Genomic DNA, 22,961 nt, shown 5'->3' with positions numbered 1-22,961 from the left:
GCAATGCCAGCAGACATAGAACACAAGCTACCAAAGGACTTGCTGCCATGCCGAAACCCAATCCGGTCGCCCTCGACTTCCTGCAAACCCGCCGCTCACGCCCCGCCAAAACCCTTACGGCACCGGCGCCGACCCGCGATGAGCTCACCCCCCTACTCACCGCCGCCTCACGCAGCCCCGATCATGGCAAGCTCGAACCCTGGCGTTTCCTCGTGATCGAAGCGGGCGCCATGCCCCGGCTGGCCGAGGCCGCCGAAGCGCACGCCCGCGCCGCCGGGCTGGATGAAGACTCTATCGCCAAGGCCCGCAGCCAGTTCGATCAGGGCCACCTCGCCGTGGCCGTGATCGAAGTGCAAAAGCCCTCCCCCAAAGTGCCCCCCATCGAGCAGAGCTACGCCGTAGGCGGCGTCTGTCTGGCGCTGCTCAACGCTGCCCTGGCGACGGGCTGGGGTGCCAACTGGCTTTCGGGCTTTGCCGCCCATGACCGCGCCTTCACGCGCGACGTGCTCGGCCTTGCCGATCACGAGCGCGTCGCCGGGTTTATCCATATCGCTACCGAAACAACCGCCGCGCCCGAGCGCCCCCGCCCCGCGCTTGAGGAGATCACCACATGGCTTTCAGCCTGATCCTCACGTCGTTTTTCAAGGCGCTCGGGCAAATCGGCGATCCGCGTTTCCGGCGCGTGATCTGGCTTGGCCTTCTGCTCACTATCGCGCTTCTGGTCGCCGCCTATGCCGTTCTGCTCTGGGTTCTCGACACGTTCATCGGCCCCGACGCCTATTTCGAAGTGCTGGGCCGCGTGGTCAGCATCGGCGACCTTCTGTCATGGTCGTCGCTGATCTTCATGCTGGTGCTCAGCTTCTTCCTGATGATCCCGGTCGCCTCGGCCATCACCTCGATGTTTCTCGATGAAGTCGCCGACGCGGTCGAAGCGCGCCATTACCCGGCACTGCCACCCACGCCCGGCGTGCCGTTCTTTGACGCCTTTCGCGACACGCTCAATTTTCTCGGCGTAATCATCGGAGCCAACACATTGGCCTTCGTGATCTATGTGTTCTTCCCCCCATCGGCACCCTTCATCTTCTTCGGTCTCAACGGCTATCTGCTGGGGCGCGAATACTTCCAACTTGCCGCCACGCGCCGGATCGGGCGCGAAGGTGCCAAGGCGCTGCGCAAGCGCCACGCCCTGACGATCTGGGCCGCAGGTATCCTGATGGCGCTGCCGTTGGTGGTGCCCGTGCTCAACCTGGTGATCCCGATCCTCGGCGCCGCCACCTTCACCCATATCTTCCATGGGTTGAAAGAACGTTAACGCCACAAAAAAGGCCGGGCGGCAGGGCGCAAACCCTTCCCGCCCGGCCCTGAAATCCGACCACCTCAGCCCTGAAGCGAAATCACCCCAAACGCCCCTTCGGCGCGCGCCTTGATCGCTTGCGCGGCGGCATGGCTGCCCGCTGCGGTGGTGTAATAGGGGATCTTGTCATAAAGCGCGACCGAGCGGATCTCACGGCTATCGGCAACCGCCGCCGCGCCCTCGGTGGTGTTCATCACCAATGCAATCTCGCCATCCTTCAGCTGATCGACAATATTCGGGCGCCCTTCATAGACCTTCTTGACCAACTCGCAAGCAATCCCATGTTCCTTGAGAAACGCCGCAGTGCCGCCGGTGGCAAGAATGGTAAAGCCCTGTTCCACAAGCATTTCAGCCGTCTCGACAATCAAGCCGGTCTTGTCATCATCCTTGATCGAAAAGAACACCTTGCCGCCGGTCGGAAGCTCAATTCCCGCCCCCATCTGCGCCTTCAAAAACGCCAGAGCAAACGAGCGGTCCCAGCCCATGACCTCACCGGTTGAGCGCATTTCAGGCCCCAGAATCGTATCCACACCGGGGAAGCGCGCAAACGGCAACACCGCCTCCTTGACCGAAAACCAGGGCATCTGCGGATCGGCCAGCGTCATCGGGTCGGCCGTGGGCAACGTGCCCGGCGTTGAATCTGCCGGATAGCCGGGGCGCAGCGGGAAATTCTCCATCGGTTCGCCCGCCATCAGCCGCGCCGCGATCGACGCAATCGCGCTATCGGTCGCCTTGGCCACAAACGGCACGGTGCGCGACGCACGCGGGTTGACCTCGATGAGGAAAATCTCGCTCTCGCCCTGCTCGTTGGCCTTGATTGCGAATTGCACATTCATCAGCCCGACGACATTGAGCGCAAGCGCAAGCGCGTTGGTCTGCACCTTGATCTGCTCGATAATGTCTTGCGACAGGTTGTAAGGCGGCAGCGAACACGCACTGTCGCCCGAATGCACACCGGCCTCTTCGATATGCTGCATGATCCCCGCAACATGCACGCTCTTGCCATCGCAAAGCGCATCGACATCAAGCTCGACCGCGCCAGAAAGATAGCTATCGAGCAACACGGGGCTATCACCCGACACCACCACGGCTTCGGAAATGTAACGCCGCAAATGGTCCATATCGCGCACGATCTCCATCGCCCGCCCGCCCAGAACATACGAAGGCCGGATGACCAGCGGGAAACCGATCTCTTCGGCAATCGCCAGCGCCTGCGCATCGGTCGAAGCAATGCCGTTCTTCGGCTGCTTGAGACCCAATTGGTTGACAAGCGCCTGAAAACGCTCACGATCTTCCGCCAGATCAATCGCATCCGGCGAGGTGCCCAAAATCGGGATACCTTCGGCCTCAAGCGCATCGGCAAGCTTCAGCGGCGTTTGCCCGCCAAATTGCACGATGACACCATGCAGCGTGCCATTCTCCTGCTCGACCCGCAGGATCTCCATCACATGCTCAAACGTCAACGGCTCGAAATAGAGCCGGTCGGAAGTGTCATAATCGGTTGAAACCGTCTCAGGGTTACAGTTGATCATGATCGTCTCGTAACCCGCGTCGGTCAGCGCATAGCACGCATGACAGCAGCAATAGTCAAACTCGATCCCTTGCCCGATCCGGTTTGGTCCACCGCCCAGAATGACCACCTTTTTGCGCTCGCTCGGCCGCGCCTCGCATTCCACATCCCCCATCGCGGGCGCTTCATAGGTGGAATACATATAAGGCGTTTGCGCCTCGAATTCCGCCGCACAGGTGTCAATCCGCTTGAACACCGCCGTAACCCCGAGAACGACGCGCTTCTTGCGCACGTCCTGTTCCTTGAAACCGGTCAGCTTGGCCAGCCGCGCATCGCTGAAACCCAGCATCTTGAGCTGGCGCAGCCCATCGGCGTCGCTGGGCAAGCCATTCACGCGCACCACTTCCTCGGCCTCGACGATCTCGCGGATCCGGGCCAGAAACCACGGGTCGTACATCGTCACGCCATGGATTTCATCGTCCGACAAACCGTGGCGCATTGCCTGGGCGATGGTGCGCATCCGGTCGGGTGTCTGCTGCGAAAGCGCCTTGATCACAGCCGCCTTGTCCGGCGCGCCCTCGATCACCACTTCATCAAACCCGGTCAGCCCCGATTCCATGCTCGCCAGCGCCTTTTGCAGCGATTCATGGATCGTGCGCCCAATCGCCATCGCCTCGCCCACCGATTTCATCGCGGTGGTCAGATACGGCTCAGAGCCGGGGAATTTCTCAAACGCGAATTTGGGGATCTTGGTAACAACATAGTCTATCGTCGGCTCGAAACTGGCCGGCGTCACCTTGGTGATATCGTTGTCCAACTCGTCCAGCGTATAGCCTACAGCCAGCTTGGCCGCGATCTTGGCAATCGGAAACCCGGTGGCTTTTGACGCCAGAGCCGACGACCGGCTCACCCGCGGGTTCATCTCGATCACCACCATGCGGCCGGTTTCGGGGCTGATCGCCCACTGCACGTTCGACCCGCCGGTTTCCACTCCGATCTCGCGCAGAACAGCAATCGAGCCGTTGCGCATGATCTGATATTCCTTGTCCGTCAGCGTTAGCGCGGGCGCAACGGTGATCGAATCGCCGGTATGCACCCCCATCGGGTCAACGTTTTCGATGGCACAAACGATGATCGCATTGTCCGCCTTGTCGCGCACAACCTCCATCTCGAACTCTTTCCAGCCCAGCAGAGACTCATCAATCAGGATCTGCCCCATCGGCGAGGCATCCATGCCCGAGCGGCAGAAATGAATGTAATCGTCGCGGTTATAGGCCACGCCGCCACCGGTCCCGCCCAGCGTAAAGGCCGGGCGAATAATCGCCGGAAGGCCGATTTCCTCAAGCGCCTCCATGGCGATGGCAACACCGGCAGAAAGGTCTTTCTTGCCGTTCTCGCCCTTGGGCGCGGTCACGATCGTGGCCTTGGGGTTCTCAATGCCAAGCCGATCCATCGCCTCGCGGAAAAGCTTGCGATCTTCGGCCATTTCAATAGCTTGCCGGTTCGCCCCGATCAGCTCAACGCCGAATTTTTCCAACACCCCCATATCGGCCAGCGCCAGCGAAGTGTTCAATCCTGTCTGCCCGCCCATCGTCGGCAGAAGCGCATCAGGGCGCTCTTTCTCGATGATCATGGCGACAACTTCGGGCGTGATCGGCTCAATATAAGTGGCATCGGCCAGCCCCGGATCGGTCATGATCGTCGCCGGGTTCGAGTTGACCAAAATAACGCGATACCCTTCCTCGCGTAGCGCCTTGCAGGCCTGTGCGCCGGAATAGTCAAACTCACAGGCTTGCCCGATGACGATTGGCCCCGCGCCGATAATCATGATGGATTTAATATCGGTTCTTTTAGGCATGATGCATCCCTCGGGCCAAGTCTCGCAAATCGTCGTGGGTTATAATCGCCGCACCCCCAAGCACAAGGGCCGAGTTGGCCGCCCGGTTCAATCCCACCCCGGCAAGCCGCACAGTAGCACGCTAAACACAACACCGCGCCCGCAATCACGCCTTTTCCTTGACTTCCGACGCTTGGCAAGGTGTATCAGCGCGACCAACCCAATCACCCCTGAAAGGGCCTCAAATGCACGCCTATCGCAGCCACTCATGCGCCGAGCTGAACAAATCCAACGTCGGTGAAACCGTCCGCCTCTCGGGCTGGGTCCATCGGGTGCGCGATCATGGCGGCGTACTGTTCATCGACCTGCGCGATCACTACGGCATGACACAGGTGCTTTGCGATCCCGATAGCCCGGTGTTTGGCGAGGTTGAAAAACTCCGCTCGGAATGGTGCGTCAGGATTGATGGCGAAGTCAAAGCGCGTGGCGCCGATCTGATCAACCCCAAGATTCCCACCGGCGAAATCGAAGTTTACATCCGCGATATTGAGGTTCTGGGCGCTGCGGGTGAACTGCCCCTGATGGTATTTGGCGAACAGGAATACCCGGAAGAAACCCGCCTGCGCTATCGCTATCTCGATCTGCGCCGCGAAAAGATGCAAAGCCACATGAAGCTGCGCTCTGATATGGTTGCCTCAATCCGCAAACGCATGTGGGATCAGGATTTCCGCGAATATCAAACCCCAATCATCACCGCCTCCTCCCCCGAAGGGGCGCGCGATTTCCTTGTGCCCTCACGCCTGCATCCGGGCAAATTCTATGCACTGCCGCAAGCGCCCCAGCAGTTCAAACAGCTGATCATGGTCTCGGGCTTTGACAAATATTTCCAGATCGCACCGTGTTTTCGCGACGAAGACCCCCGCGCCGACCGCTCACCGACCGACTTTTACCAACTCGACCTCGAGATGAGCTTTGTCACCCAACAAGACGTGTTCGACACCATCCAGCCGGTGATGCAGGGTGTCTTTGAAGAGTTCGGCGGCGGGCGCAAAGTCGATACCGAATGGCCGCAGATCTCCTATCGTGACGCCGCCAAATGGTATGGCACCGACAAGCCCGACCTGCGCAACCCGATCAAGATGCAAGATTGCTCCGAGCATTTCCGTGGCTCTGGCTTTGCCATCTTCGCCAAATTGCTTGAGCAGGAAGGCACCGAAATCCGCGCCATTCCCGCGCCCACCGGTGGGTCGCGTAAATTCTGCGACCGGATGAACGCGTTTGCGCAAAAAGAGGGTCTGCCCGGCATGGGCTATATCTTCTGGCGCGAGAAAACCGCCGATTCCGTGGCTCAAGAACTGGGCATTCCCGTCAAGGAAGCCCAAGCCAAGCTCAAGGCTGGTGAAGTCGAAGGCGGCATGGAAGCCGCCGGACCGCTGGCCAAGAACATCGGCCCCGAACGCACAGAAGCGATCCGCCAACAACTCGGCCTTGGCGTCGGCGATGCAGCCTTCTTCCTTGGCGGCAAACCCAAGGCATTCGAGACGGTTGCGGGCAAAGCACGCACCGTCATCGGCGACGAACTCGGCCTGACCGACAAAGACCGCTTTGCCTTTGCATGGATCGTCGATTTCCCGATTTACGAGCGCGACGAAGAAACCGGCAAGATCGACTTTGAGCACAACCCCTTCTCAATGCCCCAAGGCGGCATGGACGCGCTCAACGGCGACCCGCTCGACGTTTTGGGCTATCAATATGACCTTGCTTGCAATGGTTACGAGCTGGTGTCTGGCGCAATCCGCAACCACAAGCCCGAGATCATGTTCAAGGCCTTTGAAATTGCTGGATACGGCAAGGAAGAAGTCGAAAAACGCTTTGGCGGCATGGTTAACGCCTTCCAATACGGCGCCCCGCCACACGGCGGCTGTGCGGCGGGCATCGACCGGATGGTGATGCTTCTGGCGGATGAAACCTCGATCCGCGAAGTCATCATGTTCCCGATGAACCAACAGGCGCAGGATCTGATGATGAATGCCCCCTCCGAGGTCAGCCCGGAACAGCTGATGGAGCTGCATTTGCGCACCGTCCAAGAAGACTGAGGCGGCAAACCTTCAGTGGCCATTTGGCGGCACCCCGTAGATGTCGGGGTGCCGCCAAAGATTACTCTGCTCAACGAAAACGAAACTGTCGCCGCTAGTCTTCCAGACTGTCTTCGCGCTTTTTCTCGATCAACAGCGCCTCATTCTCCTTGCGGGTTTTGAAGGCTTTTCCATAGCCTTCGATTTCACCATCAGGGATCACCTCGCGCGCACGGGCGAAGACCTCGTCCTCTTCCTCGTCAATATGATGCTCATAGTCATGGCGCAGCGTTTTGAACTTGGTCAGCCATCCCCCCGTCGCCATATCGCTCTGATTCAGATCTTCCATCAGATCATCAAGCTGCTGATGTTCATGCACCGAATGGCGCGCCGTATCCTGCCCCCAAGTCTTGCTGATCAGCTTGGAATAAAACGTCTCTTCTTCAGCCGCCGCGTGGGCCTTCACATCATGGTAGAACTCGTCCCATGCCGCCTTGCGCGCGTCCGATGCCCCCGAAGTATCCGAGATAAGCTCCAGCAATTCGCGGTGCCGGTCATGGTCGGATTTGATCATTTCATAGATGTCAGTCATGCGTTTTCTCCATCTTGGCGATGAAACAACGCCCAACCCGCCTTTGGGTTCCCGAGAGCCGACAGCCGCTCAGATCGCCACCCGCTCGGCCAGCCGCTCTTGAACGAGGCCCGCCAGACGCGCCAGCGCTGAACGCGAGGGGCGGCTTTCCGAACGGGTCGCGGCCAACGACTGGGCGGCATGTTCAAGCTGCTCATCCGCGGCGCTGCGGGCCACCCCACCCACAAATTGCGCCAGATAATCCAGCTTCGCGCCGTCATACTCTTCGGCGAGAATATCCGCGACATGCGTCAGATCATCGCGATAGGCCACAGGATCGGGGCAGAGTATGCCACTTGGCACAACACGCGGCCCGATCGGTTGGCGATCGGCAGGAAGCTGGGCAAGGATGGTTTCCTGAAACACCGCCAGATTGGCCAGCGGCTTGGCGAGAAACCCGTCAGCCCCCGCTCCGATCGCCAGATCTTCGGCGCCATCATCGCCGCTCATCCCGAGAATCACGCCAACCCTGGGAGACGCACGGTCCATCTCGGAAATCAGCTCGTCCCCCGACCCATCCGGCAGCCCCAGATCAACGATCAGCACCGACGGGCGATAAACCTGAAGATGGCGGCGCGCCGACATCAGGCAATCGGCCCGCCGGATCCGCGCGCCCGACCGCTGGCACATCAAGCGAATCGCCTCGCAGGCATAGCGGCTGTCTTCAACCACCAGCACGGTAAGCCCCAGAAGCGGGCGCGCCGCCGTCGGCGAGCGATAGGTGGAAAGCGTGTCGAATTCATCCATGGCGATCATCCTTTTCTGGTCTCGCATCTACAGTCGCGACTCAGAATGACGCAGCCATGCCTAATGCGGGGTTAACGAAACGCAGCAAATACGGCATATCTTGCAGAGCCAGCGCCGCGCGCCCATAAGGACGCCAAGACAGAGCCAGAAAAGCCATTACAAGGAGAGCCCAGCCATGATCGGTCGCCTCAATCACGTTGCCATCGCCGTTCCTGATCTCGAAGCGGCCTGCGCGCAATATCGCACGGCCCTCGGCGCCAATGTCGGTGCCCCCCAGGACGAACCGGATCACGGCGTAACGGTGGTGTTCATCGAACTGCCCAACACCAAGATCGAGCTGCTTTACCCGCTGGGCGAGAACAGCCCGATCAAGGGTTTTCTCGACAAGAACCCCTCGGGCGGCATCCACCATGTCTGTTACGAGGTCGATGATATCCTCGCCGCGCGCGACCATCTGAAAGCGAGTGGCGCGCGGGTGCTGGGCACGGGCGAGCCGAAAATCGGCGCCCATGGCAAGCCTGTGTTGTTCCTGCACCCCAAGGATTTCAACGGTTGCCTGGTGGAGCTGGAGCAAGTCTGATGAGCATCACCTCGGCCTTCGTGCTCTATATCGTGCTGTGGTTCCTGACCTTTCTGGTGGTCATCCCGTTCCGGTTGAAAACCCAAGGGGACGTCGGCAAGATCGTGCCCGGCACAATGGCCGGATCGCCCGAGGTGCATCACCTGAAGAAAAAGGCGATGCTCTCCACGGTTCTGGCCGCTCTGCTCTGGTGCATCATTGCGGGCATCATCTATTCGGGAGCCATCACGATACGCGATATGGATTGGTTTGATCGGATGAAACCGCAGGCAGGTGCACAAGGCTAACATGCCCCGCCCAAAACTCGTGCTTCAAGGTTTGAGCGTGACGTTGTTAGCGATCAATCGCTCGCCATCACGCCACAGACCCGCAGTGCATTCACCCGCCTTGTGCAACACGCCCGCAAGCCCGTGTCGGCTTTTGCGGGCGTGACAAGATCAGTAACCCTACACGCCGGGCGGCGCTCAGAACGCCCCGGCCATCGCGAAAAACATTGGCACGTAAGTCATCACGTCAGGATAACGCAGCGTAACGCCGTTCAGCACAATCTCATTGCGTGTCACATCCGGGCGTTTCATGGTCCACTCAAGGGTTTCCGCCTCGCCCTTCTCACCAAGATTGCGCAGCACGATCAACCCGGCTTTGAGCGCACTCAACGCCATGGCCTCTTCCGAGCGCGGGCGCAGCAGCTTCATGGTATCATCAAAGTAATTCAGCAGGTTAGGCAGCCCAGTCATGTGCGCAGTCAACTCCCCCTCATATGGCAACAGATTGAACACCTCGGTTGGATACAGCCGATAGTTGCCGCTCTGGGTAACGCGGAACAGATTGGTTTCATAGGAATTTTCGCCTATGGCCACGTCAGGAACCGTCGCCGCGGCAAAGATGGCCAGCGGCAGCAGCACTTCCACCGGTTCACGCAAACTCCGAATTTCCACATCCGTCAACAGCGTCTTCAGGAGTTCCTCATTCAGGTTCGTCACTCCGGCTTGCAGCGTCAGCCCAATCGGAAACCACGCGTTGATATGGGGCAACGCATCGTCAGGAATTGCCGTGCCCGCAACAAACTGCCCGCCCTGAAAACTGGTGCCAAAAGTCAGCTTGCCTTCATTGCGGTCAAGCCCGCTCAACCCGGCCTCTAGCCCCCACGACTTGAAGCCGGTCTCAAACGCCGTCTCCTTCACGTATTCGTCGCCGCGCATGCGCCCCTCAAACGCCTCGACCCAAACGGATTTGCCTTCGGTCGAGAATTCCAATTTGCCGAATCCGGCCAACCCGTTCAGAAGATCCGACGCCAAAACCGATCTCTCGCGCGGCAGTTCTTCCAGAAGCATGAACGTTGCCATCATATCCGCCACCGGAAGATCGCCACCGCTCAGCCGGAGTAGCGCGGTTTCGACCGTCACTGTGCTGTCGGGAACGAAATCTTTCTGATCCAGATTTTCAAACGTCAGCGACACCTCGGCACCGCCCCAATGGCGCGGCGCAACCTCGCTCAGCGCCGCCTGAATGTTCAGCGCATCTGCCTTGAAGTAGCTCTCATCGGGGTTGCGCGCGTTGGCCGCGTTCAGGTCGGCGGCGGATAGATCCAGCGTCACCGTTTCGTAGTTGTTCCCCAACAGGCTGCGCCCCAGCGTCTCCAGATGCGCGCCCTTGTCGCGCACCGCGCCGAGCATGAGAACTTCGCGGATCACCGAATAGAGATCGACCGGTCTTTCCCCGTTCGCCGCCAAAAGCGCCCTGACCTCACCAACCGCCACATTTTGCGGCCCCATGCCCAAAACGGCGAGCTTGTTGGCTGAAATTTCAAACCGGCTTTCGGTATTGCTGTCGTCCGGCTCCTTCAAGACATCAAAAGACAGGCTCCCGATCGACAACTCGCCCTGTCCGCCCTCACCGGGCAGGAAATTCAACCCGTTCGTGACCCAATTCAACGCAGAATACGTCCGCGTTCTGGCCGACCAGACGCCGTCAAGCTCCATGCCGGTAAAGCTGAGCTTGCCAATCCCGGGAAAATCCAGCGTGTTCTCAAAGCTGAGATCGGTGATGCGATACGTCTCGTCATCAATGGGGGCGAGATGAAACGAAACCTCGCCAAAGGGGAAAAGCCCCATCAGCGTGGTATCGTCAAGCACCGCGCGAAAGCCGCCATCCACCTCTGTCACCGCGACATCGCGCGTCAACAGCGGGCCGATGATGGTAATGGGAAGAGGAGTCGACAGCGCCGACAGAACATCGGATTTGACCTTGTCCACCGATTGCGCGGAAACGGGCAGCGCAAAACAGACGCCCACGACGAGGGACAGCAATGAAACCCTGAGCGAGTTGAAAACCACGACCAATTCTCCTTCATATCTGAAATACGATCAATCAATTAAGATAAGGTTTCATCTTGAGGATTTGCGCCGCGTGTTCAAGCCACTATGGGCAAAAATCATCCAAACGCAGCGAACGCGAGCTCAACAATTGACCCCACTCAATTGGCGCAATTTGCCCGGCAGCCATCAGGCAGCCGGACAGCAGCCGCGAGTCACCCCCCCGATTCTCGTCGATTTGAAAAAGGTTAATCCGCCAAGATTACTTGCTCGGTTTCGCCTCAAGCGCATCAAGCCGCGCCTTCAGCGCCGCGTTCTCTTCGCGGGCCTTCTGGGCCATGGCACGCACCGCGTCAAACTCTTCGCGGGTCACGAAATCACGGTCGGCCATCCAACGGTCGATGAACGATTTCATCGCCGTTTCGGCCTCGTCCTTGGCGCCCTGCGCCACGCCCATGGCGTTGGTCATCAGGTGGGAAATATCATCGAGGATCTTGTTGCGCGTCTGCATGGGACACTCCGGTTTGCCTGCGCCATATATGGGGGCCAGACGCCACAATCGCAAGCGTGACTTCCCGCACCTTGACTTCCCCTGCAAATGCCTACCAAAACCTCATCATGAGCATGCTGATCCCCTTCCCCGAAATCTCCCCCGATATCTTTTCGTTTGAACTGTTCGGGATCACCATCGCGCTGCGCTGGTATGCGCTGGCCTATATCGCTGGCATCCTGATTGCCTGGCGTTTGACACTGGCCGCACTGCGCCGCCCCGCGCTCTGGCCGGATGACAAACCACCGATGCGCTCAGAACAGCTTGAAGACCTGCTGACCTGGGTCATCCTGGGCATTATTCTGGGCGGGCGCCTGGGGTATGTCTTGTTCTATCGCCCCCTATACTTCCTTGAAAACCCATCAGAAATTCTGATGGTCTGGCAAGGCGGCATGTCCTTTCATGGCGGATTTCTCGGCGTCATCGCGGCGGCGTGGCTCTATACATCGAAACATGCCATCCCCCGGTTGCGCGCTTCCGATGCGATCGCCATCGGCGTGCCATGGGGATTGTTGCTGGGGCGCATCGCCAACTTCGTCAATGGCGAGCTTTGGGGTCGCCCAACCGATCTGCCTTGGGGCGTCGCCTTTCCGGGGCATGCGGCCCAGGATTGCCCCGATATCGTGGGCCTCTGCGCCCGCCACCCCTCACAACTTTACGAAGCCGCCCTCGAAGGCCTGATCCTTGGTGTGATCATCCTCGTTCTGGTCTGGCGCAGGCAAGGTCTCAAGGCGCCCGGTCTGGTTTCCGGCACCTTCTTTGCAGGCTATGGTCTGGCCCGTTTCATCGTCGAGTTCTTCCGCCAGCCTGACGCCCAGTTCATCACCCCCGACAACCCGCTCGGCCTTGCGTTCCATCTCGGCGGATATGGGCTGACTATGGGGCAAATCCTGTCGCTGCCGATGCTGCTATTCGGGCTGTACCTGATCCTTCGCGCACGTCAAAACCGTCTGGCATGAGCGATCTTGAACTCCACTTGAAGCGGCTGATCGCCACGCGCGGCCCGCTGCCTCTGTCCGACTATATGGCTGAATGCCTGTTTCATCCCGAACATGGCTATTACGCCACTCGCGACCCCTTTGGCGCCACCGGCGATTTCATCACCGCGCCGGAAATTAGTCAGATGTTTGGGGAACTTATCGGCCTTTCGCTGGCTCAGGCATGGCTTGACCAAGGCGCGCCAGAACGCTTTATCCTGGCCGAGCTTGGCCCCGGTCGCGCCACCCTCATGGCCGATATCCTACGCGCCACGCGCGGCGTTCCCGGCTTTCTCGCAGCCGGTGAAATCTGGCTGGTTGAGGCCTCGCCCACCCTGACCGAGATTCAACGCAAAACGCTCAAAGACCACGACGTTCGATGGGGCGGCACCGTCTCCGCCCTGCCCGATGATGCGCCGCTCTTCCTCGTTGCCAACGAATTCTTCGACGCCCTGCCAATCCGGCAATATCAACGCGCTGATCAAGGTTGGAACGAACGCGTCGTAGGTGTCGAAAATGATGCCCTCGCCTTTGGTCTGACGCCCCCCGTCACACTCCCAACTCTCGCCCACCGGCTTGACGATACCAAAGAGGGCGACGTGGTCGAAATCTGCGGCCCCGCCACCGCGATTGTCGACGAGATCGGCACTAGAATTGAGACCAATGGCGGTGTCGCGCTGATCGTCGATTATGGTGACTGGCGCTCGCTGGGCGATACCTTGCAGGCTCTGCGCGCCCATACGCCCGCTGATCCTCTGACGACACCCGGCAACTGCGATCTCACTGCCCATGTGGATTTTGAAGCACTGGCAAATGCAGCTCCCTGCGCCCATACGCGCCTGACACCTCAGGGTGTCTTTCTCGAACGGCTGGGCATCACCGCCCGCGCTCAGGCGCTGGCCACGCACCTCGAGGGTGACGCGCTTGAAGGACATATTGCCGCACATCGACGCTTGACCCACCCGGCAGAAATGGGGACGCTCTTCAAAGTGCTGGGGCTCTACCCAAATCGCGCAACGCCTCCGCCGGGATTGGAACCATGACACTCGAATATCTCACCTCGGATCTGCTTGCCCCGATGCAGCACGGGTTCTTTACCCGCAAAGGTGGAAGCTCCTCGGGGATATTCCAGGGGCTCAATTGCGGCCCCGGCTCCTCTGATCAATCCCAGGCCGTGGCGATGAACCGCGCCCGCGTCGCACAAGAACTCAACGTCGCACCCGAAGACCTGCTTTCGATCCATCAGGTGCATTCGCCGGATGTGGTCACGCTCACCTCCCGTGACACGCCCCGCCCCAAGGCCGATGCCATGGTGACGGCGGTGCCCGGCCTCGCCCTCGGCATTCTCACCGCCGATTGTCAGCCGGTGCTCTTCGCTGACGCCACAGCCGGGGTCGTCGGCGCCGCGCATGCGGGCTGGAAGGGGGCCTTGGCAGGCGTGCTCGAAGCGACGCTCGACGCTATGGAGGCTTTGGGGGCGCGGCGCGCCAACATCGCCGCCGTGATCGGCCCCTGCATCAGCCAGCGCGCTTACGAGGTCGGCCCGGAATTCCTTGATACCTTCCTGGCAGACGATCTCGACAACAGCCGCTTCTTCGCCGGAGGCACCGGTGATCGGGTGCAATTCGACCTGCCGGGTTTCGGGCTGCACCGGCTGCGTCAGGCCGGGGTCGGCCAAGCCGAATGGACCCGTCACTGCACTTATTCAGACGCCGAGCGCTTCTTCAGCTACCGCCGCACCACGCACGCGGGCGAGGCCGATTATGGCCGCCTGATCTCGGTGATCCGCGCCTGACCGTGACAAGATTACGGCAATATCCGACCGCCAGACGCCGCATTTCCCAGGAAACAATCGCCCGTTTTTAGCCTGATTGATCCCGAATCAAAAAATTTACACATATCCTTCAATGGCTTATAAATACGGCACCGACGCCTCATTTGCGATGCGCTGTCCGGCAATAGACCAGAAATATTTTCACAAAGGCCAAAACATCGCCCCATAGCTCCGGCATTCTCATCCTTAACGCGAAGCAACTGGCCATCAGACGGCTGCGGCAGGAGAGCAAGAATGAAAGTCCAAACCCGGAAACGCTGGATCAAATCCGTTATCGAAACCGCCCAGCAAGACACTCCGCCCATGCCCTGGCAGCGCGGCACCCTACGCGCCGCCTTTGTGGCAAAACGTCAAACCTCGACCCTCAAGGCCAAATCGGCCTGACTCACCTCGGCGTCTCCTCCCCGGCGCAGCAACGGTTCCTCCAGTAACCACACGAGCGTGAACAAACCGGGCTTGCCATAGGGCAGCCCGGTTTTTTGTTGTCATCCCCGAATCAAATTGTGACCGGATCCACGGTCTTTGCGAAACAATCCTCCGCTTCTTGCGGTAATTGGCGCCGTCCTGGATGCCAATGTAGGCAATTTCTTGACAATTCTGCCCAAGCTGGCCGATTTTCCGTCCCTACGAACGGTTACAAGTCCTTCTGTCGTTGTCGGTGGGGGCCGACGCGGATGTGACAAAGCTGAAAGGCTGCGCACATGACGACCCCTTTTTCGGTCCGGCCCGCCCCGGATCACGCACGCTCTCTCCCCTCCGCCGCATCCGTGGCGCAACCTCGGCGCAAATCTCTCATGCGAAAATACGAGGTTGCGTCGCTCGGCTCTGACGCCATAGTGCGTTACAGCGAACACATCGCGCCTGCATCGCTTACCTTCGAGAGCGCCTTTGCCGCCTTTGCCCGCGGAACCCTGATCACCACTCAGCAAGGCCTCTGCGCCATTGAAGATCTGCAACCGGGCATGATGCTGCCCTGTGTCGATGGGCCACCGCAACGCGTGCTGTGGATCGGTTCAATGACCTTGGTGCCAAGCGCGCCCGTCGCTTCGCCCGCACAATTGCGACTGACCAGGATCATGGCCGACAGTTTCGGTCTGGCGCGTCCGATGCCCGATCTGTTGCTGGGCCATGCGGCACGGTTGTCGCGCAACCCGGTCGAATTCAGGGAATACGCATTGAAAACGACCGTTCTGACCCCTGCCAAATCGTTTGTCGACGGTGTCAATGTGATCGAAATTACCCCACCCTCGCCGGTTTCCCTGTTTCATATCGGGCTGGAACGACACGCCATCATCCGTGCGGCGGGCCTCGATCTGGAGAGCTTTCATCCCGGTGCGTCGCTTCTGCGCGACTTGGGGCATAACGCGCGCGTGCTTTTTCTGTCGCTCTTCCCGCATATCGCGGACGAAGACGGTTTCGGCCCTCTGTGCCAGCCACGCACCGGACAACACATGCTGGAACAGCTTCATTTGTCCTGATCAGGGCAAGGCCCCCAACCACAGCCATACCGTCAAGATCGACAGCGATGTGCCCAAAAGCACAGAGGAAGCTGCCACCTTTTGCGCCCGCCCATAAAGCGAGGCAAAGACATACATATTGATCCCCGGTGCCATCGACGCGTTCAGCACGGCCGAGCGGAACTCACCCTGGCTCAAGTCGAGCCATGTCCCCATCCCCCAGACAATGCTTGGATGCAGCACCAACGAGGCAAAACAAACAAAGGCGATCACTTTCATATCACCGCGGGGGCGATAGCGCACCAACACCCCGCCCACACCGAAAAGCGCCACAGGCAACGCCGCGCGGGTCAGAAGCTCGACCGCGTCCATCACCGCTCCGGGCACCGGCACCGCCAGAAGGTTGACCGCAAAGCCAAGTGCGATCCCGAGGATCAGCGCGTTGCGAAACATCGCCTTCAACACCGTACCGGGCAGTTTCGCCACGGATTGACCACGCGCCCGCACGATTTCCATCGCGGTGATACCCAGCCCGTAACAAAATGGCGAATGCACCGCGACAATGGCATAGTTTGGCCCCAACGCATCGGCGCCATATGCCCGTTCTGTGATCGCGAGACCCAGCATCAGCGAGTTGGCAAAGAGACAGCCGAAACCGATGACCACCGCATCTTCCCATTCACGACCAAAGAAGTATCGCGCTCCCAAAAGGCCAAATGTGAAGCTGACGGTAGAGCCGGTATAAAAGCTCACCAACAGATCAAACTCAAACGTCTGGCTCAGATCAAGCCGTGCAATCGCCTGAAATAACAGCGCCGGAAACAGGAAATTCTGCGAAAACCGCATCAACCCGTCGATGATGTCGTCGCTCAGAAATCCCCGCCAGACCGCAGCATAACCAAAGCCGATCACCAGAAAAACCGGCAGGATGACATCCAGCAGCGCCTGCATCGGGCTAGATCCGGTTCATAACGGAAAGCTCAGAACCATGCCGTCATAAGCCGGGGTGATATGGTCAGGCGTTTCCGCCTCAAGCGTGTCGTAGTCGAGATCAATATGCATGTTGGTCAGCACGGCGCGTTTGGGTGCCATCCTTGCGATCCATTCCAGAGATTGCTCTAGATGCGAATGCGTCGGATGCGGGGTGCGGCGCAATGCATCAAGCACCCAGCAGTCCAGATCCCTCACCGCCGCCCAGGCCTCTTCGGTCATCTCGGCCACATCTGGCAGATAAGCCAGCCCACCAATGCGAAAACCCAGCGCATCGATTGATCCATGACCTACCTCGAAGGACTGAAGTGCGAGCGGCCCGCCCGCTCCCTCGACGATCACATCGCCCTTGATCGTGTGCATGTTCAGGATCGGCGGATAAGGACTGTGCGGTGGCTGCACAAAGGCATAGCCAAAGCGCGAGAACAGATCGTTTTGCGTGTCGCCATCGGCCCAGACATCAAGCCGCTTGCGCATGTTGAACACGATCATCCGCAGATCATCCAGCCCATGGACATGATCAGCATGACTATGGGTCCAGACGACCCCGTCAAGCTCACCCACCCCGGCATCCAGAAGCTGGCTGCGCAGATCGGGCGAAGTGTCAATCAGAACCCGCGTCGTTCCTCCGTTCGTGACCTTCTCAACCAGCATGGAACAGCGGCGGCGTTGGTTCTTCGGGTTGCTCGGGTCGCAATCCCCCCAATGTCCGCCCAAACGCGGCACCCCCCCAGACGAACCACAGCCCAGGATGGTAAAGCGTAGCTCTCCCGTCATGCCGCCGCCTCGTATTGCGCGGCTTTCCAGAACAAGCGCTCGAAATTGGCCTCGGTCTGGGCGGCGAACTCGTCATACGCCATGCCGAAGACCTCGGCCCCCACCTTGGCGGTATGGACGCTAAAGGCCGGCTCGTTGCGCTTGCCTCGATGCGGTGGTGGCGCCAGATAAGGCGCATCGGTCTCCACCAGAATACGCTCCACCGGCGCGGCGGCAAAGATGTCGCGCACTTCCTGGCTCTTGGGGAAAGTCGCAATCCCCGACATCGACAGATAGAACCCCAACTCAAGCGCGACGCGCGCCAGCTCCGGCCCCGATGAAAAGCAGTGCATCACGCAGCTAAACGCACCCTGCGCATGTTCCTCGCCCAAAATCCGCGCCATATCCTCATCCGCCGCGCGCGCGTGGATGATCAACGGCAACTCCGTCTGGCGCGCCGCCTCGATATGAATGCGCAGGCTTTCGCGCTGTACCTCCGCGCTCTCAACGGTATAATGATAATCCAGACCGGTCTCACCGATACCGACAAATTTCGGATGCTTGGCCATCAAGACCAACTCGTCAACACTGGCCATCGGCTCCTTTGCCACGCTCATCGGATGGGTGGCCGCAGCATAAAACACCTGCGGATAGGTCTCGGCAATCGCCCGTACGGCGGGCTCACTCTTCAATCGGGTGCAAATCGTCACCATCCGCCCCACGCCGGCGCGCACGGCGCGCGCCACGATCTCGTCGCGTTCCCCGTCGAAGTCGGGAAAGTCGAGATGGCAATGGCTGTCGGTGATTTGCGGCGTCTGGGTCATCTGCGGCTCCGTCACGCGGCGCTTTTGGCGTCGCTCTTGTCTCGTATCCTCAAAATCGTATCAAGGATCAGCGCGGCAGGGTCAAGATTGACGGCCCGTCCATGGCGCATTCGCTGGCCCAGTTCTTCGGACAATTCGGCCCACTTGCGCGCACTATGGGCATTCGGCGACAGGCGCGCAAAAAGCGCCGCCTCTCCCGGTGCGGCCTCGGGGTCAGGTGCCTGCCCAAGCGCGCCGCTGCGCGCCATCCGCGCCAGCAACAGCCCGATCAACCCGATCAGCAGGTCCAGTTTTGTCTCGCCCCCGCGTGCGGCCGCCGCCTCGGCCAACCGCATGGCGCGTGCGCGATCCATCTCGGGCAATCTCTCCAACAGCCCAACCAATTCGGCGTAGGTTTTTAACCCGCCCAAGTTGATAAGCCGGACGGCCTCGCCCACCGATCCACCCGAAAGCGCCGCCAACGCCGCCTCTGTCCCCGGCTCTGGCGTCACCCCCGCCTGAGCCAGCGCGCGCGCCATATCCTGCGCTCCCAGCGGCAACAGCCGCAACTCACGACAACGCGACCGGATCGTCGCCAACAGGCTCGAGGGCTGGTGCGAGATCAACAGCAGAACGGTTTTCGCCGGCGGCTCCTCCAGCATTTTCAACAAGGCATTTGCCGCCTGCGGGTTCATCTCATCAGCCGAATCCACGATGACGATCCGCCGCCCGCCTTCCAAAGCCGACAGCGCCAGAAACGGTGTCAGTTCTCTAACTTCATGAACCCGGATGTCTTTTGAAAACTTCCCGTCAAGAAATGCTTTTTGTCGTTCCTGATCGGTTTTGCCAGTCCCGCCACGCCGGATCAGCTTCAACCCCGGTTCCGACCCGGCCATGATGCGCCGCGCCACCGGATGCTCAGGATCTATGAACAACCGCTCTGGCTCTGGCGGCGCATCGCCAAAAAGCCCCGACCCGCCGTCGCCCTCAGGCGTCGCCAGCAAGAACCGTGCAATCGCCCAGGCCAGCGTTGCCTTGCCCACACCGCGCGGACCGGTCAGCAACCAGCCATGGTGCAATCGACCCGCGTTGTACGCCTCCAGAAAGGCCGCCTCTGCCGCGCCCTGTCCGATTAATTCGTGCGTTTCACGCGGATGCGGCGCACCCTCGGCCTTGTCCGGTTCGGGTTGACCCGCGTCACTCATCCCAGATGCTCCCGCACGACGTGCACGACATCAACGGCCACGACATCAATCGCCCGGCTTGCGTCGATGATACGAAACCGCACGGGGAACTCTGTGGCGAGATCAAGAAATCCCTGCCGCATCTGCGCCTGCAACCCGGCGCCGAAATCTTCAAACCGCTCTTCCGCCGTTTCGCGCGCCTTGGCACGGGAATGGCCGATATCGGGGTCCATATCGAACAAAAGCGTCAGGTCCGCCTCGATCCCGATCATCAGATCGTGCAATGCATCGACCTTTCCGCGCAGATCACCCCGGCTCAGCCCCTGATACATCCGCGTGCTGTCAACGAACCGGTCACAGATCACAACTTTCCCGGCACTCAGAGCGGGCCGGATCGTGCGTTCCAAATGGTCGCGACGCGCGGCCGTGAAAAGCAAAAGCTCGGTTTCCGCCGACCAGCGATCGGGATCACCCTCCAGAACCAGCGCACGAATTTCCTCGGCCCCCGGCGAGCCACCGGGTTCGCGCGTCAAAAGAACGTCAAACCCGTCCGCCATCAACCGTTCAGCCAGCATCCTGCCTTGGGTGGATTTGCCCGACCCGTCGATGCCTTCCAGAGTGATAAAACGACCTTGCGCGCTCAAAACGCCGCCTCGGGGCCCTTGTTCAGCCGATCCAGCAGAATACCCGCCACGGTGCGCACCCTGACCACAAACCCGCCACGCCGCACATCCGAGGCCGCCGTCAACGCCACCCGCAACTCTTCAAGCCCCTCAGGGCGCATGATCAGTTCGGCCAGCGGATCGCCCTTCTGCACTGGCGCAGCCACCGGACTCTTATAGACGATTTCACCCGCCACCTTGCCGTTGGACATCACCGGCAAGAGCGCGCGCACATCCTCCTGCGTCACCAGCCCCACAGTTGCGGTTTCGCCCATCCACACGGGTGCCTCGATCAAAACCTTGTCCTTCTCGATCACCGTCTTTTCCGCAAACTGACGAAAGGACCAGTTGACGATCGCTTCGGCCTCGCGTGCCCGCGCCGCCACACTGTCGAGCCCGGAAATCACAAAGATCACGCGCCGGTTGCCCTGCACCGCCGACCCCACAAGCCCGTAACCCGCCTCTTGCGTGTGTCCGGTCTTGAGACCATCCGCACCGATGCCAAGACCCAAGAGCGGATTGCGGTTATGCACGTTCTGCGGCGCGCGGCCATCGAACTTGAACTCCGTTTCGGCAAACATCGGATAATATTCGGGAAAGTCGGTTATGATGCGATTTGCCAGCAACGCGAGATCGCGCATGCTCATGCGGTGCCCGGCGGCCGGCCAACCATTGGAATTTACAAAGGTGGAATTGGTCATGCCCATCTGTGCTGCGCGTTGAGTCATATAACGGCCAAAGCCGGCCTCGGTACCATCCGGGCTCAGCGCCTCGGCCAGCACGGCACAGGCATCGTTGCCACTCAGCACGATGATCCCGCGTAACAGGTCTTCCACGACCACCCGGTCGGTGGTGTCGAGAAACATGGTCGAGCCACCATAGCTCATCGCATGCTTTGAAACCGGCAGCTTTTCGGCCAGCGATAGCCGCCCGTCGCGGATCGCCTCGAAGGTGACGTAGAGCGTCATCAGCTTGCTCATCGACGCGGGCGGCAGCGGCATATCGGCATTCTTGGCCAAAAGCACCGTGCCGGTCGTCTGATCAAGGATATAGGCCGCCCGCGCACGGGTCTCAAAGGCACTTGCCGTCAAAGCGGTCATCATCACAGCCACAAGGCCGAGCATCATTCGGGCAGCAAATTTTCTCATCAGTCGACTCAGGCTCAGTTCGTTACGAAATATGCGTCAGTAAAGCCCGATGCCTTGATCTTTTTCAACAGGGCCGCCCGTTCCGCGCTGGTATTCGCCGGTCCAACCAACACCCGCCAGAAGGTTTTCCCCTTCAGCGTCTGCTGCTTGACGGTCGGTATCATCCCGGCCTGGCGCATCGCGGTTGCAGTATTGTTGGCGTTCTTCTCGACGCTGAAAATTCCGATCTGGATGAAGGGCTTGCTCAAACCTGACGCTTTCGGCTTGGGTTTGGGGGCCGCGGCAGCGGTCCGTTTCGTTTCCGATTTCGCCTCGGCCGCCGCAATTGCGCTGGCCGCTCCTCCCGCCACCGGATCAAGCGGCTTGGCTTCGATATCGGCAGGTTCGCTCAGCTCCGTAGTGACTTCGGCCTCCCGCGGAACTTCTTCTTCCATCTCTTCGCGGCGCAATGCGGTCACGTTCAGCTGCATCGGCTGACCGGCCAGCATTCCCAGCGCTTCGGCGGCGTCTGACGACACCTGAAGCCTCGGCCCCGGATTATCGCGTTCCCGCCTGAACAGCGCACCGACCACGAATTTGCTATTGGCGGTATTGCGGATGATGACCCGCTCTGGCTCTTTCACGTCAGAATGCGCCACCCAGACACCGCCCAGCGATGGGCGGCCATCCCAGAGGCCCGCTTCCGTGACCTGAAACACTTCGGGCGCCTCGACATCGCGCTCGACCACTTTGCCGCTGCGCTTGGGCGCCGCGCTTGTGGCCTCGGTCTCCGTCTTGTCCTTCTTCTGGAAAAGATTGAATTTCTGTCCGTCCTCACAGCCTGCAAGCATCGCTGCAAACCCCAGGAAAACCGCCGCGCGCGCACCTGCAACAACGGCCCCTCTTTTGATCCCCACGAAACTCATACCCCGTCCTCTGCTCCACACGTGCCCCGGTTTTCCGGTGGCATTCTCGCCTGTCCGCTGACCCGATCCCGCATCAAAGCGGGCCGGTTTCAGACGCAGTGTAGCGAGTTGCCTCTTTCAAGGAAAGTCTGCGCCTCACCATCGGCGGCTTTTCGGCACGATTTCCCAGAAGTCAGACGATCATCGGCTCGACAATGGCGCGAATATCGGCCGGTGCGGGCTGCGGTCGAAATTCGCTGGCCACGACCAACACGCTGACGAACTTACCCTCGAAACACAAAACTCCGTCCTGATAGCCATCTACCCGGAAGGTGATCGACGAGTTGCCCAGCTTTGTAGGCGCCACCTTGCAAATCAGCCGGTGACGCGGCGTGATGGTCGAACGGAAGTCGAGCGACATGTGCACGAACGGCGTGCCGAGATCGCGATCCAGATTCATCTGGAACCAGCCAGAGCCACCCAGATGATGCTCCCACCAGGCATCGATCGCTTCCAGCGCCCACCACGGGATGCGTGCGGTATAGGCGATCTTGGCCGGGTCGCAATCGCCCCAGCCGACGCGGATTTCATGTTCAAAACCGGTCTGTTCGGTGTTTGATGGCTCGGCCTTCATTGCGTTTCCTTCCATCGGCGTTACGCTTGATCG

23 protein-coding genes are annotated in these 22,961 nt (G+C 60.1%); 10 read left to right on the top strand and 13 right to left on the bottom strand.

Features of this window, described 5'->3' with window-relative positions; translation table 11 throughout:
* Positions 1-47: 47 nt before the first annotated feature.
* Together LZG00_03760 and LZG00_03755 are read left to right on the top strand one after the other, a co-directional pair.
* Positions 48-626 carry a nitroreductase family protein gene (locus tag LZG00_03760; GenBank protein ID MCF3593105.1) on the top strand — a complete coding sequence of 193 codons (579 nt, stop codon included), beginning with the start codon at positions 48-50 and terminating at the stop codon, positions 624-626.
* Complete coding sequence (locus tag LZG00_03755) at positions 611-1,312, top strand: EI24 domain-containing protein (GenBank protein MCF3593104.1); 702 nt, start codon at positions 611-613, stop codon at positions 1,310-1,312. Before LZG00_03760 ends, LZG00_03755 begins: the two co-directional genes overlap by 16 nt.
* A gap of 65 nt (positions 1,313-1,377) precedes the next feature.
* Here LZG00_03755 and carB read toward each other — a convergent pair whose 3' ends face one another.
* Complete coding sequence (gene carB / locus LZG00_03750; GenBank protein ID MCF3593103.1) at positions 1,378-4,722, bottom strand: carbamoyl-phosphate synthase large subunit; 3,345 nt, start codon at positions 4,720-4,722, stop codon at positions 1,378-1,380.
* Positions 4,723-4,946: 224 nt separating this feature from the next.
* Here carB and aspS point away from each other — a divergent pair, with 224 nt between their 5' ends.
* Positions 4,947-6,797: an aspartate--tRNA ligase gene (gene aspS / locus LZG00_03745; GenBank protein MCF3593102.1), complete on the top strand. Its 1,851-nt coding sequence runs from the start codon at positions 4,947-4,949 to the stop codon at positions 6,795-6,797.
* A 94-nt stretch (positions 6,798-6,891) separates the two neighbouring features.
* Here aspS and LZG00_03740 read toward each other — a convergent pair whose 3' ends face one another.
* Positions 6,892-7,368 (bottom strand): hemerythrin domain-containing protein, encoded by a 477-nt coding sequence (locus LZG00_03740; protein MCF3593101.1) that lies wholly within the window; start codon positions 7,366-7,368, stop codon positions 6,892-6,894.
* Positions 7,369-7,437: 69 nt separating this feature from the next.
* Entirely contained in the window at positions 7,438-8,154 is a 717-nt protein-coding gene (locus LZG00_03735; protein MCF3593100.1) for a response regulator, read from the bottom strand.
* Positions 8,155-8,329: 175 nt separating this feature from the next.
* Between LZG00_03735 and mce the strand changes: the two genes are divergently transcribed.
* Both mce and LZG00_03725 read left to right on the top strand, forming a co-directional pair.
* The gene (gene mce / locus LZG00_03730; protein MCF3593099.1) at positions 8,330-8,734 is read left to right on the top strand and encodes a methylmalonyl-CoA epimerase; all 405 of its coding nucleotides are present in this window, start codon (positions 8,330-8,332) and stop codon (positions 8,732-8,734) included.
* On the top strand, positions 8,734-9,021 hold the full coding sequence (locus LZG00_03725; GenBank protein ID MCF3593098.1) for a DUF1467 family protein: 288 nt from the start codon (positions 8,734-8,736) through the stop codon (positions 9,019-9,021). The genes mce and LZG00_03725 overlap by 1 nt, the downstream gene beginning before the upstream one ends.
* Positions 9,022-9,198: 177 nt before the next feature.
* Here the strand turns inward: LZG00_03725 and LZG00_03720 are convergent, their stop codons facing one another.
* Both LZG00_03720 and LZG00_03715 read right to left on the bottom strand, forming a co-directional pair.
* Positions 9,199-11,070, bottom strand: coding sequence for a hypothetical protein (locus tag LZG00_03720; protein MCF3593097.1), 1,872 nt, complete (start codon positions 11,068-11,070; stop codon positions 9,199-9,201).
* A 241-nt stretch (positions 11,071-11,311) separates the two neighbouring features.
* Positions 11,312-11,560, bottom strand: a complete 249-nt coding sequence (locus tag LZG00_03715; protein ID MCF3593096.1) for an accessory factor UbiK family protein — start codon at positions 11,558-11,560, stop codon at positions 11,312-11,314.
* Positions 11,561-11,667: 107 nt separating this feature from the next.
* Between LZG00_03715 and lgt the strand changes: the two genes are divergently transcribed.
* The 5 genes from lgt (at position 11,668) to LZG00_03690 (ending at position 15,888) form a co-directional block, all read left to right on the top strand.
* A complete protein-coding gene (gene lgt / locus LZG00_03710; protein ID MCF3593095.1) occupies positions 11,668-12,558 on the top strand; it encodes a prolipoprotein diacylglyceryl transferase in 891 nt (296 codons plus the stop codon).
* Entirely contained in the window at positions 12,555-13,619 is a 1,065-nt protein-coding gene (locus tag LZG00_03705) for an SAM-dependent methyltransferase (GenBank protein MCF3593094.1), read from the top strand. Before lgt ends, LZG00_03705 begins: the two co-directional genes overlap by 4 nt.
* Positions 13,616-14,371, top strand: a complete 756-nt coding sequence (pgeF, locus tag LZG00_03700) for a peptidoglycan editing factor PgeF (GenBank protein ID MCF3593093.1) — start codon at positions 13,616-13,618, stop codon at positions 14,369-14,371. The genes LZG00_03705 and pgeF overlap by 4 nt, the downstream gene beginning before the upstream one ends.
* Positions 14,372-14,644: 273 nt before the next feature.
* Positions 14,645-14,794, top strand: coding sequence for a hypothetical protein (locus LZG00_03695; GenBank protein MCF3593092.1), 150 nt, complete (start codon positions 14,645-14,647; stop codon positions 14,792-14,794).
* A gap of 317 nt (positions 14,795-15,111) precedes the next feature.
* Entirely contained in the window at positions 15,112-15,888 is a 777-nt protein-coding gene (locus tag LZG00_03690; GenBank protein MCF3593091.1) for a Hint domain-containing protein, read from the top strand.
* Here the strand turns inward: LZG00_03690 and LZG00_03685 are convergent, their stop codons facing one another.
* The 8 genes from LZG00_03685 to LZG00_03650 form a co-directional block, all read right to left on the bottom strand.
* Positions 15,889-16,818: an AEC family transporter gene (locus LZG00_03685; protein MCF3593090.1), complete on the bottom strand. Its 930-nt coding sequence runs from the start codon at positions 16,816-16,818 to the stop codon at positions 15,889-15,891. It lies immediately after the preceding gene.
* 15 nt (positions 16,819-16,833) lie between these two features.
* Entirely contained in the window at positions 16,834-17,634 is an 801-nt protein-coding gene (locus LZG00_03680) for an MBL fold metallo-hydrolase (GenBank protein MCF3593089.1), read from the bottom strand.
* Positions 17,631-18,437 (bottom strand): TatD family hydrolase, encoded by an 807-nt coding sequence (locus tag LZG00_03675; GenBank protein MCF3593088.1) that lies wholly within the window; start codon positions 18,435-18,437, stop codon positions 17,631-17,633. The genes LZG00_03680 and LZG00_03675 overlap by 4 nt, the downstream gene beginning before the upstream one ends.
* A gap of 11 nt (positions 18,438-18,448) precedes the next feature.
* Positions 18,449-19,621, bottom strand: coding sequence for a DNA polymerase III subunit delta' (locus LZG00_03670; GenBank protein MCF3593087.1), 1,173 nt, complete (start codon positions 19,619-19,621; stop codon positions 18,449-18,451).
* The gene (gene tmk, locus LZG00_03665) at positions 19,618-20,244 is read right to left on the bottom strand and encodes a dTMP kinase (GenBank protein ID MCF3593086.1); all 627 of its coding nucleotides are present in this window, start codon (positions 20,242-20,244) and stop codon (positions 19,618-19,620) included. Before tmk ends, LZG00_03670 begins: the two co-directional genes overlap by 4 nt.
* Positions 20,241-21,410, bottom strand: coding sequence for a D-alanyl-D-alanine carboxypeptidase (locus tag LZG00_03660; protein MCF3593085.1), 1,170 nt, complete (start codon positions 21,408-21,410; stop codon positions 20,241-20,243). The genes tmk and LZG00_03660 overlap by 4 nt, the downstream gene beginning before the upstream one ends.
* A gap of 14 nt (positions 21,411-21,424) precedes the next feature.
* Entirely contained in the window at positions 21,425-22,315 is an 891-nt protein-coding gene (locus LZG00_03655) for an SPOR domain-containing protein (GenBank protein ID MCF3593084.1), read from the bottom strand.
* Positions 22,316-22,487: 172 nt separating this feature from the next.
* Positions 22,488-22,928: an acyl-CoA thioesterase gene (locus LZG00_03650; protein MCF3593083.1), complete on the bottom strand. Its 441-nt coding sequence runs from the start codon at positions 22,926-22,928 to the stop codon at positions 22,488-22,490.
* Between the last annotated feature and the right edge of the window lie 33 nt (positions 22,929-22,961).

The sequence above is a fragment of the Rhodobacteraceae bacterium LMO-JJ12 genome, from assembly GCA_021555075.1.
Lineage (GTDB): Bacteria > Pseudomonadota > Alphaproteobacteria > Rhodobacterales > Rhodobacteraceae > JAKGBX01.
This window is presented reverse-complemented; position numbering and strand designations above follow the sequence as displayed.

What these genes read in the sequence shown, in the direction of transcription:
- LZG00_03760 (MCF3593105.1), top strand. Translation starts at nt 48, where the DNA reads ATGCCGAAACCCAATCCGGTCGCCCTCGACTTCCTGCAAACCCGCCGC.
- LZG00_03755 (MCF3593104.1), top strand. Translation starts at nt 611, where the DNA reads ATGGCTTTCAGCCTGATCCTCACGTCGTTTTTCAAGGCGCTCGGGCAA.
- carB (MCF3593103.1), bottom strand. Translation starts at nt 4,722, where the DNA reads ATGCCTAAAAGAACCGATATTAAATCCATCATGATTATCGGCGCGGGG.
- aspS (MCF3593102.1), top strand. Translation starts at nt 4,947, where the DNA reads ATGCACGCCTATCGCAGCCACTCATGCGCCGAGCTGAACAAATCCAAC.
- LZG00_03740 (MCF3593101.1), bottom strand. Translation starts at nt 7,368, where the DNA reads ATGACTGACATCTATGAAATGATCAAATCCGACCATGACCGGCACCGC.
- LZG00_03735 (MCF3593100.1), bottom strand. Translation starts at nt 8,154, where the DNA reads ATGGATGAATTCGACACGCTTTCCACCTATCGCTCGCCGACGGCGGCG.
- mce (MCF3593099.1), top strand. Translation starts at nt 8,330, where the DNA reads ATGATCGGTCGCCTCAATCACGTTGCCATCGCCGTTCCTGATCTCGAA.
- LZG00_03725 (MCF3593098.1), top strand. Translation starts at nt 8,734, where the DNA reads ATGAGCATCACCTCGGCCTTCGTGCTCTATATCGTGCTGTGGTTCCTG.
- LZG00_03715 (MCF3593096.1), bottom strand. Translation starts at nt 11,560, where the DNA reads ATGCAGACGCGCAACAAGATCCTCGATGATATTTCCCACCTGATGACC.
- lgt (MCF3593095.1), top strand. Translation starts at nt 11,668, where the DNA reads ATGAGCATGCTGATCCCCTTCCCCGAAATCTCCCCCGATATCTTTTCG.
- LZG00_03705 (MCF3593094.1), top strand. Translation starts at nt 12,555, where the DNA reads ATGAGCGATCTTGAACTCCACTTGAAGCGGCTGATCGCCACGCGCGGC.
- pgeF (MCF3593093.1), top strand. Translation starts at nt 13,616, where the DNA reads ATGACACTCGAATATCTCACCTCGGATCTGCTTGCCCCGATGCAGCAC.
- LZG00_03695 (MCF3593092.1), top strand. Translation starts at nt 14,645, where the DNA reads ATGAAAGTCCAAACCCGGAAACGCTGGATCAAATCCGTTATCGAAACC.
- LZG00_03690 (MCF3593091.1), top strand. Translation starts at nt 15,112, where the DNA reads ATGACGACCCCTTTTTCGGTCCGGCCCGCCCCGGATCACGCACGCTCT.
- LZG00_03685 (MCF3593090.1), bottom strand. Translation starts at nt 16,818, where the DNA reads ATGCAGGCGCTGCTGGATGTCATCCTGCCGGTTTTTCTGGTGATCGGC.
- LZG00_03680 (MCF3593089.1), bottom strand. Translation starts at nt 17,634, where the DNA reads ATGACGGGAGAGCTACGCTTTACCATCCTGGGCTGTGGTTCGTCTGGG.
- LZG00_03675 (MCF3593088.1), bottom strand. Translation starts at nt 18,437, where the DNA reads ATGACCCAGACGCCGCAAATCACCGACAGCCATTGCCATCTCGACTTT.
- LZG00_03670 (MCF3593087.1), bottom strand. Translation starts at nt 19,621, where the DNA reads ATGAGTGACGCGGGTCAACCCGAACCGGACAAGGCCGAGGGTGCGCCG.
- LZG00_03660 (MCF3593085.1), bottom strand. Translation starts at nt 21,410, where the DNA reads ATGAGAAAATTTGCTGCCCGAATGATGCTCGGCCTTGTGGCTGTGATG.
- LZG00_03655 (MCF3593084.1), bottom strand. Translation starts at nt 22,315, where the DNA reads ATGAGTTTCGTGGGGATCAAAAGAGGGGCCGTTGTTGCAGGTGCGCGC.
- LZG00_03650 (MCF3593083.1), bottom strand. Translation starts at nt 22,928, where the DNA reads ATGAAGGCCGAGCCATCAAACACCGAACAGACCGGTTTTGAACATGAA.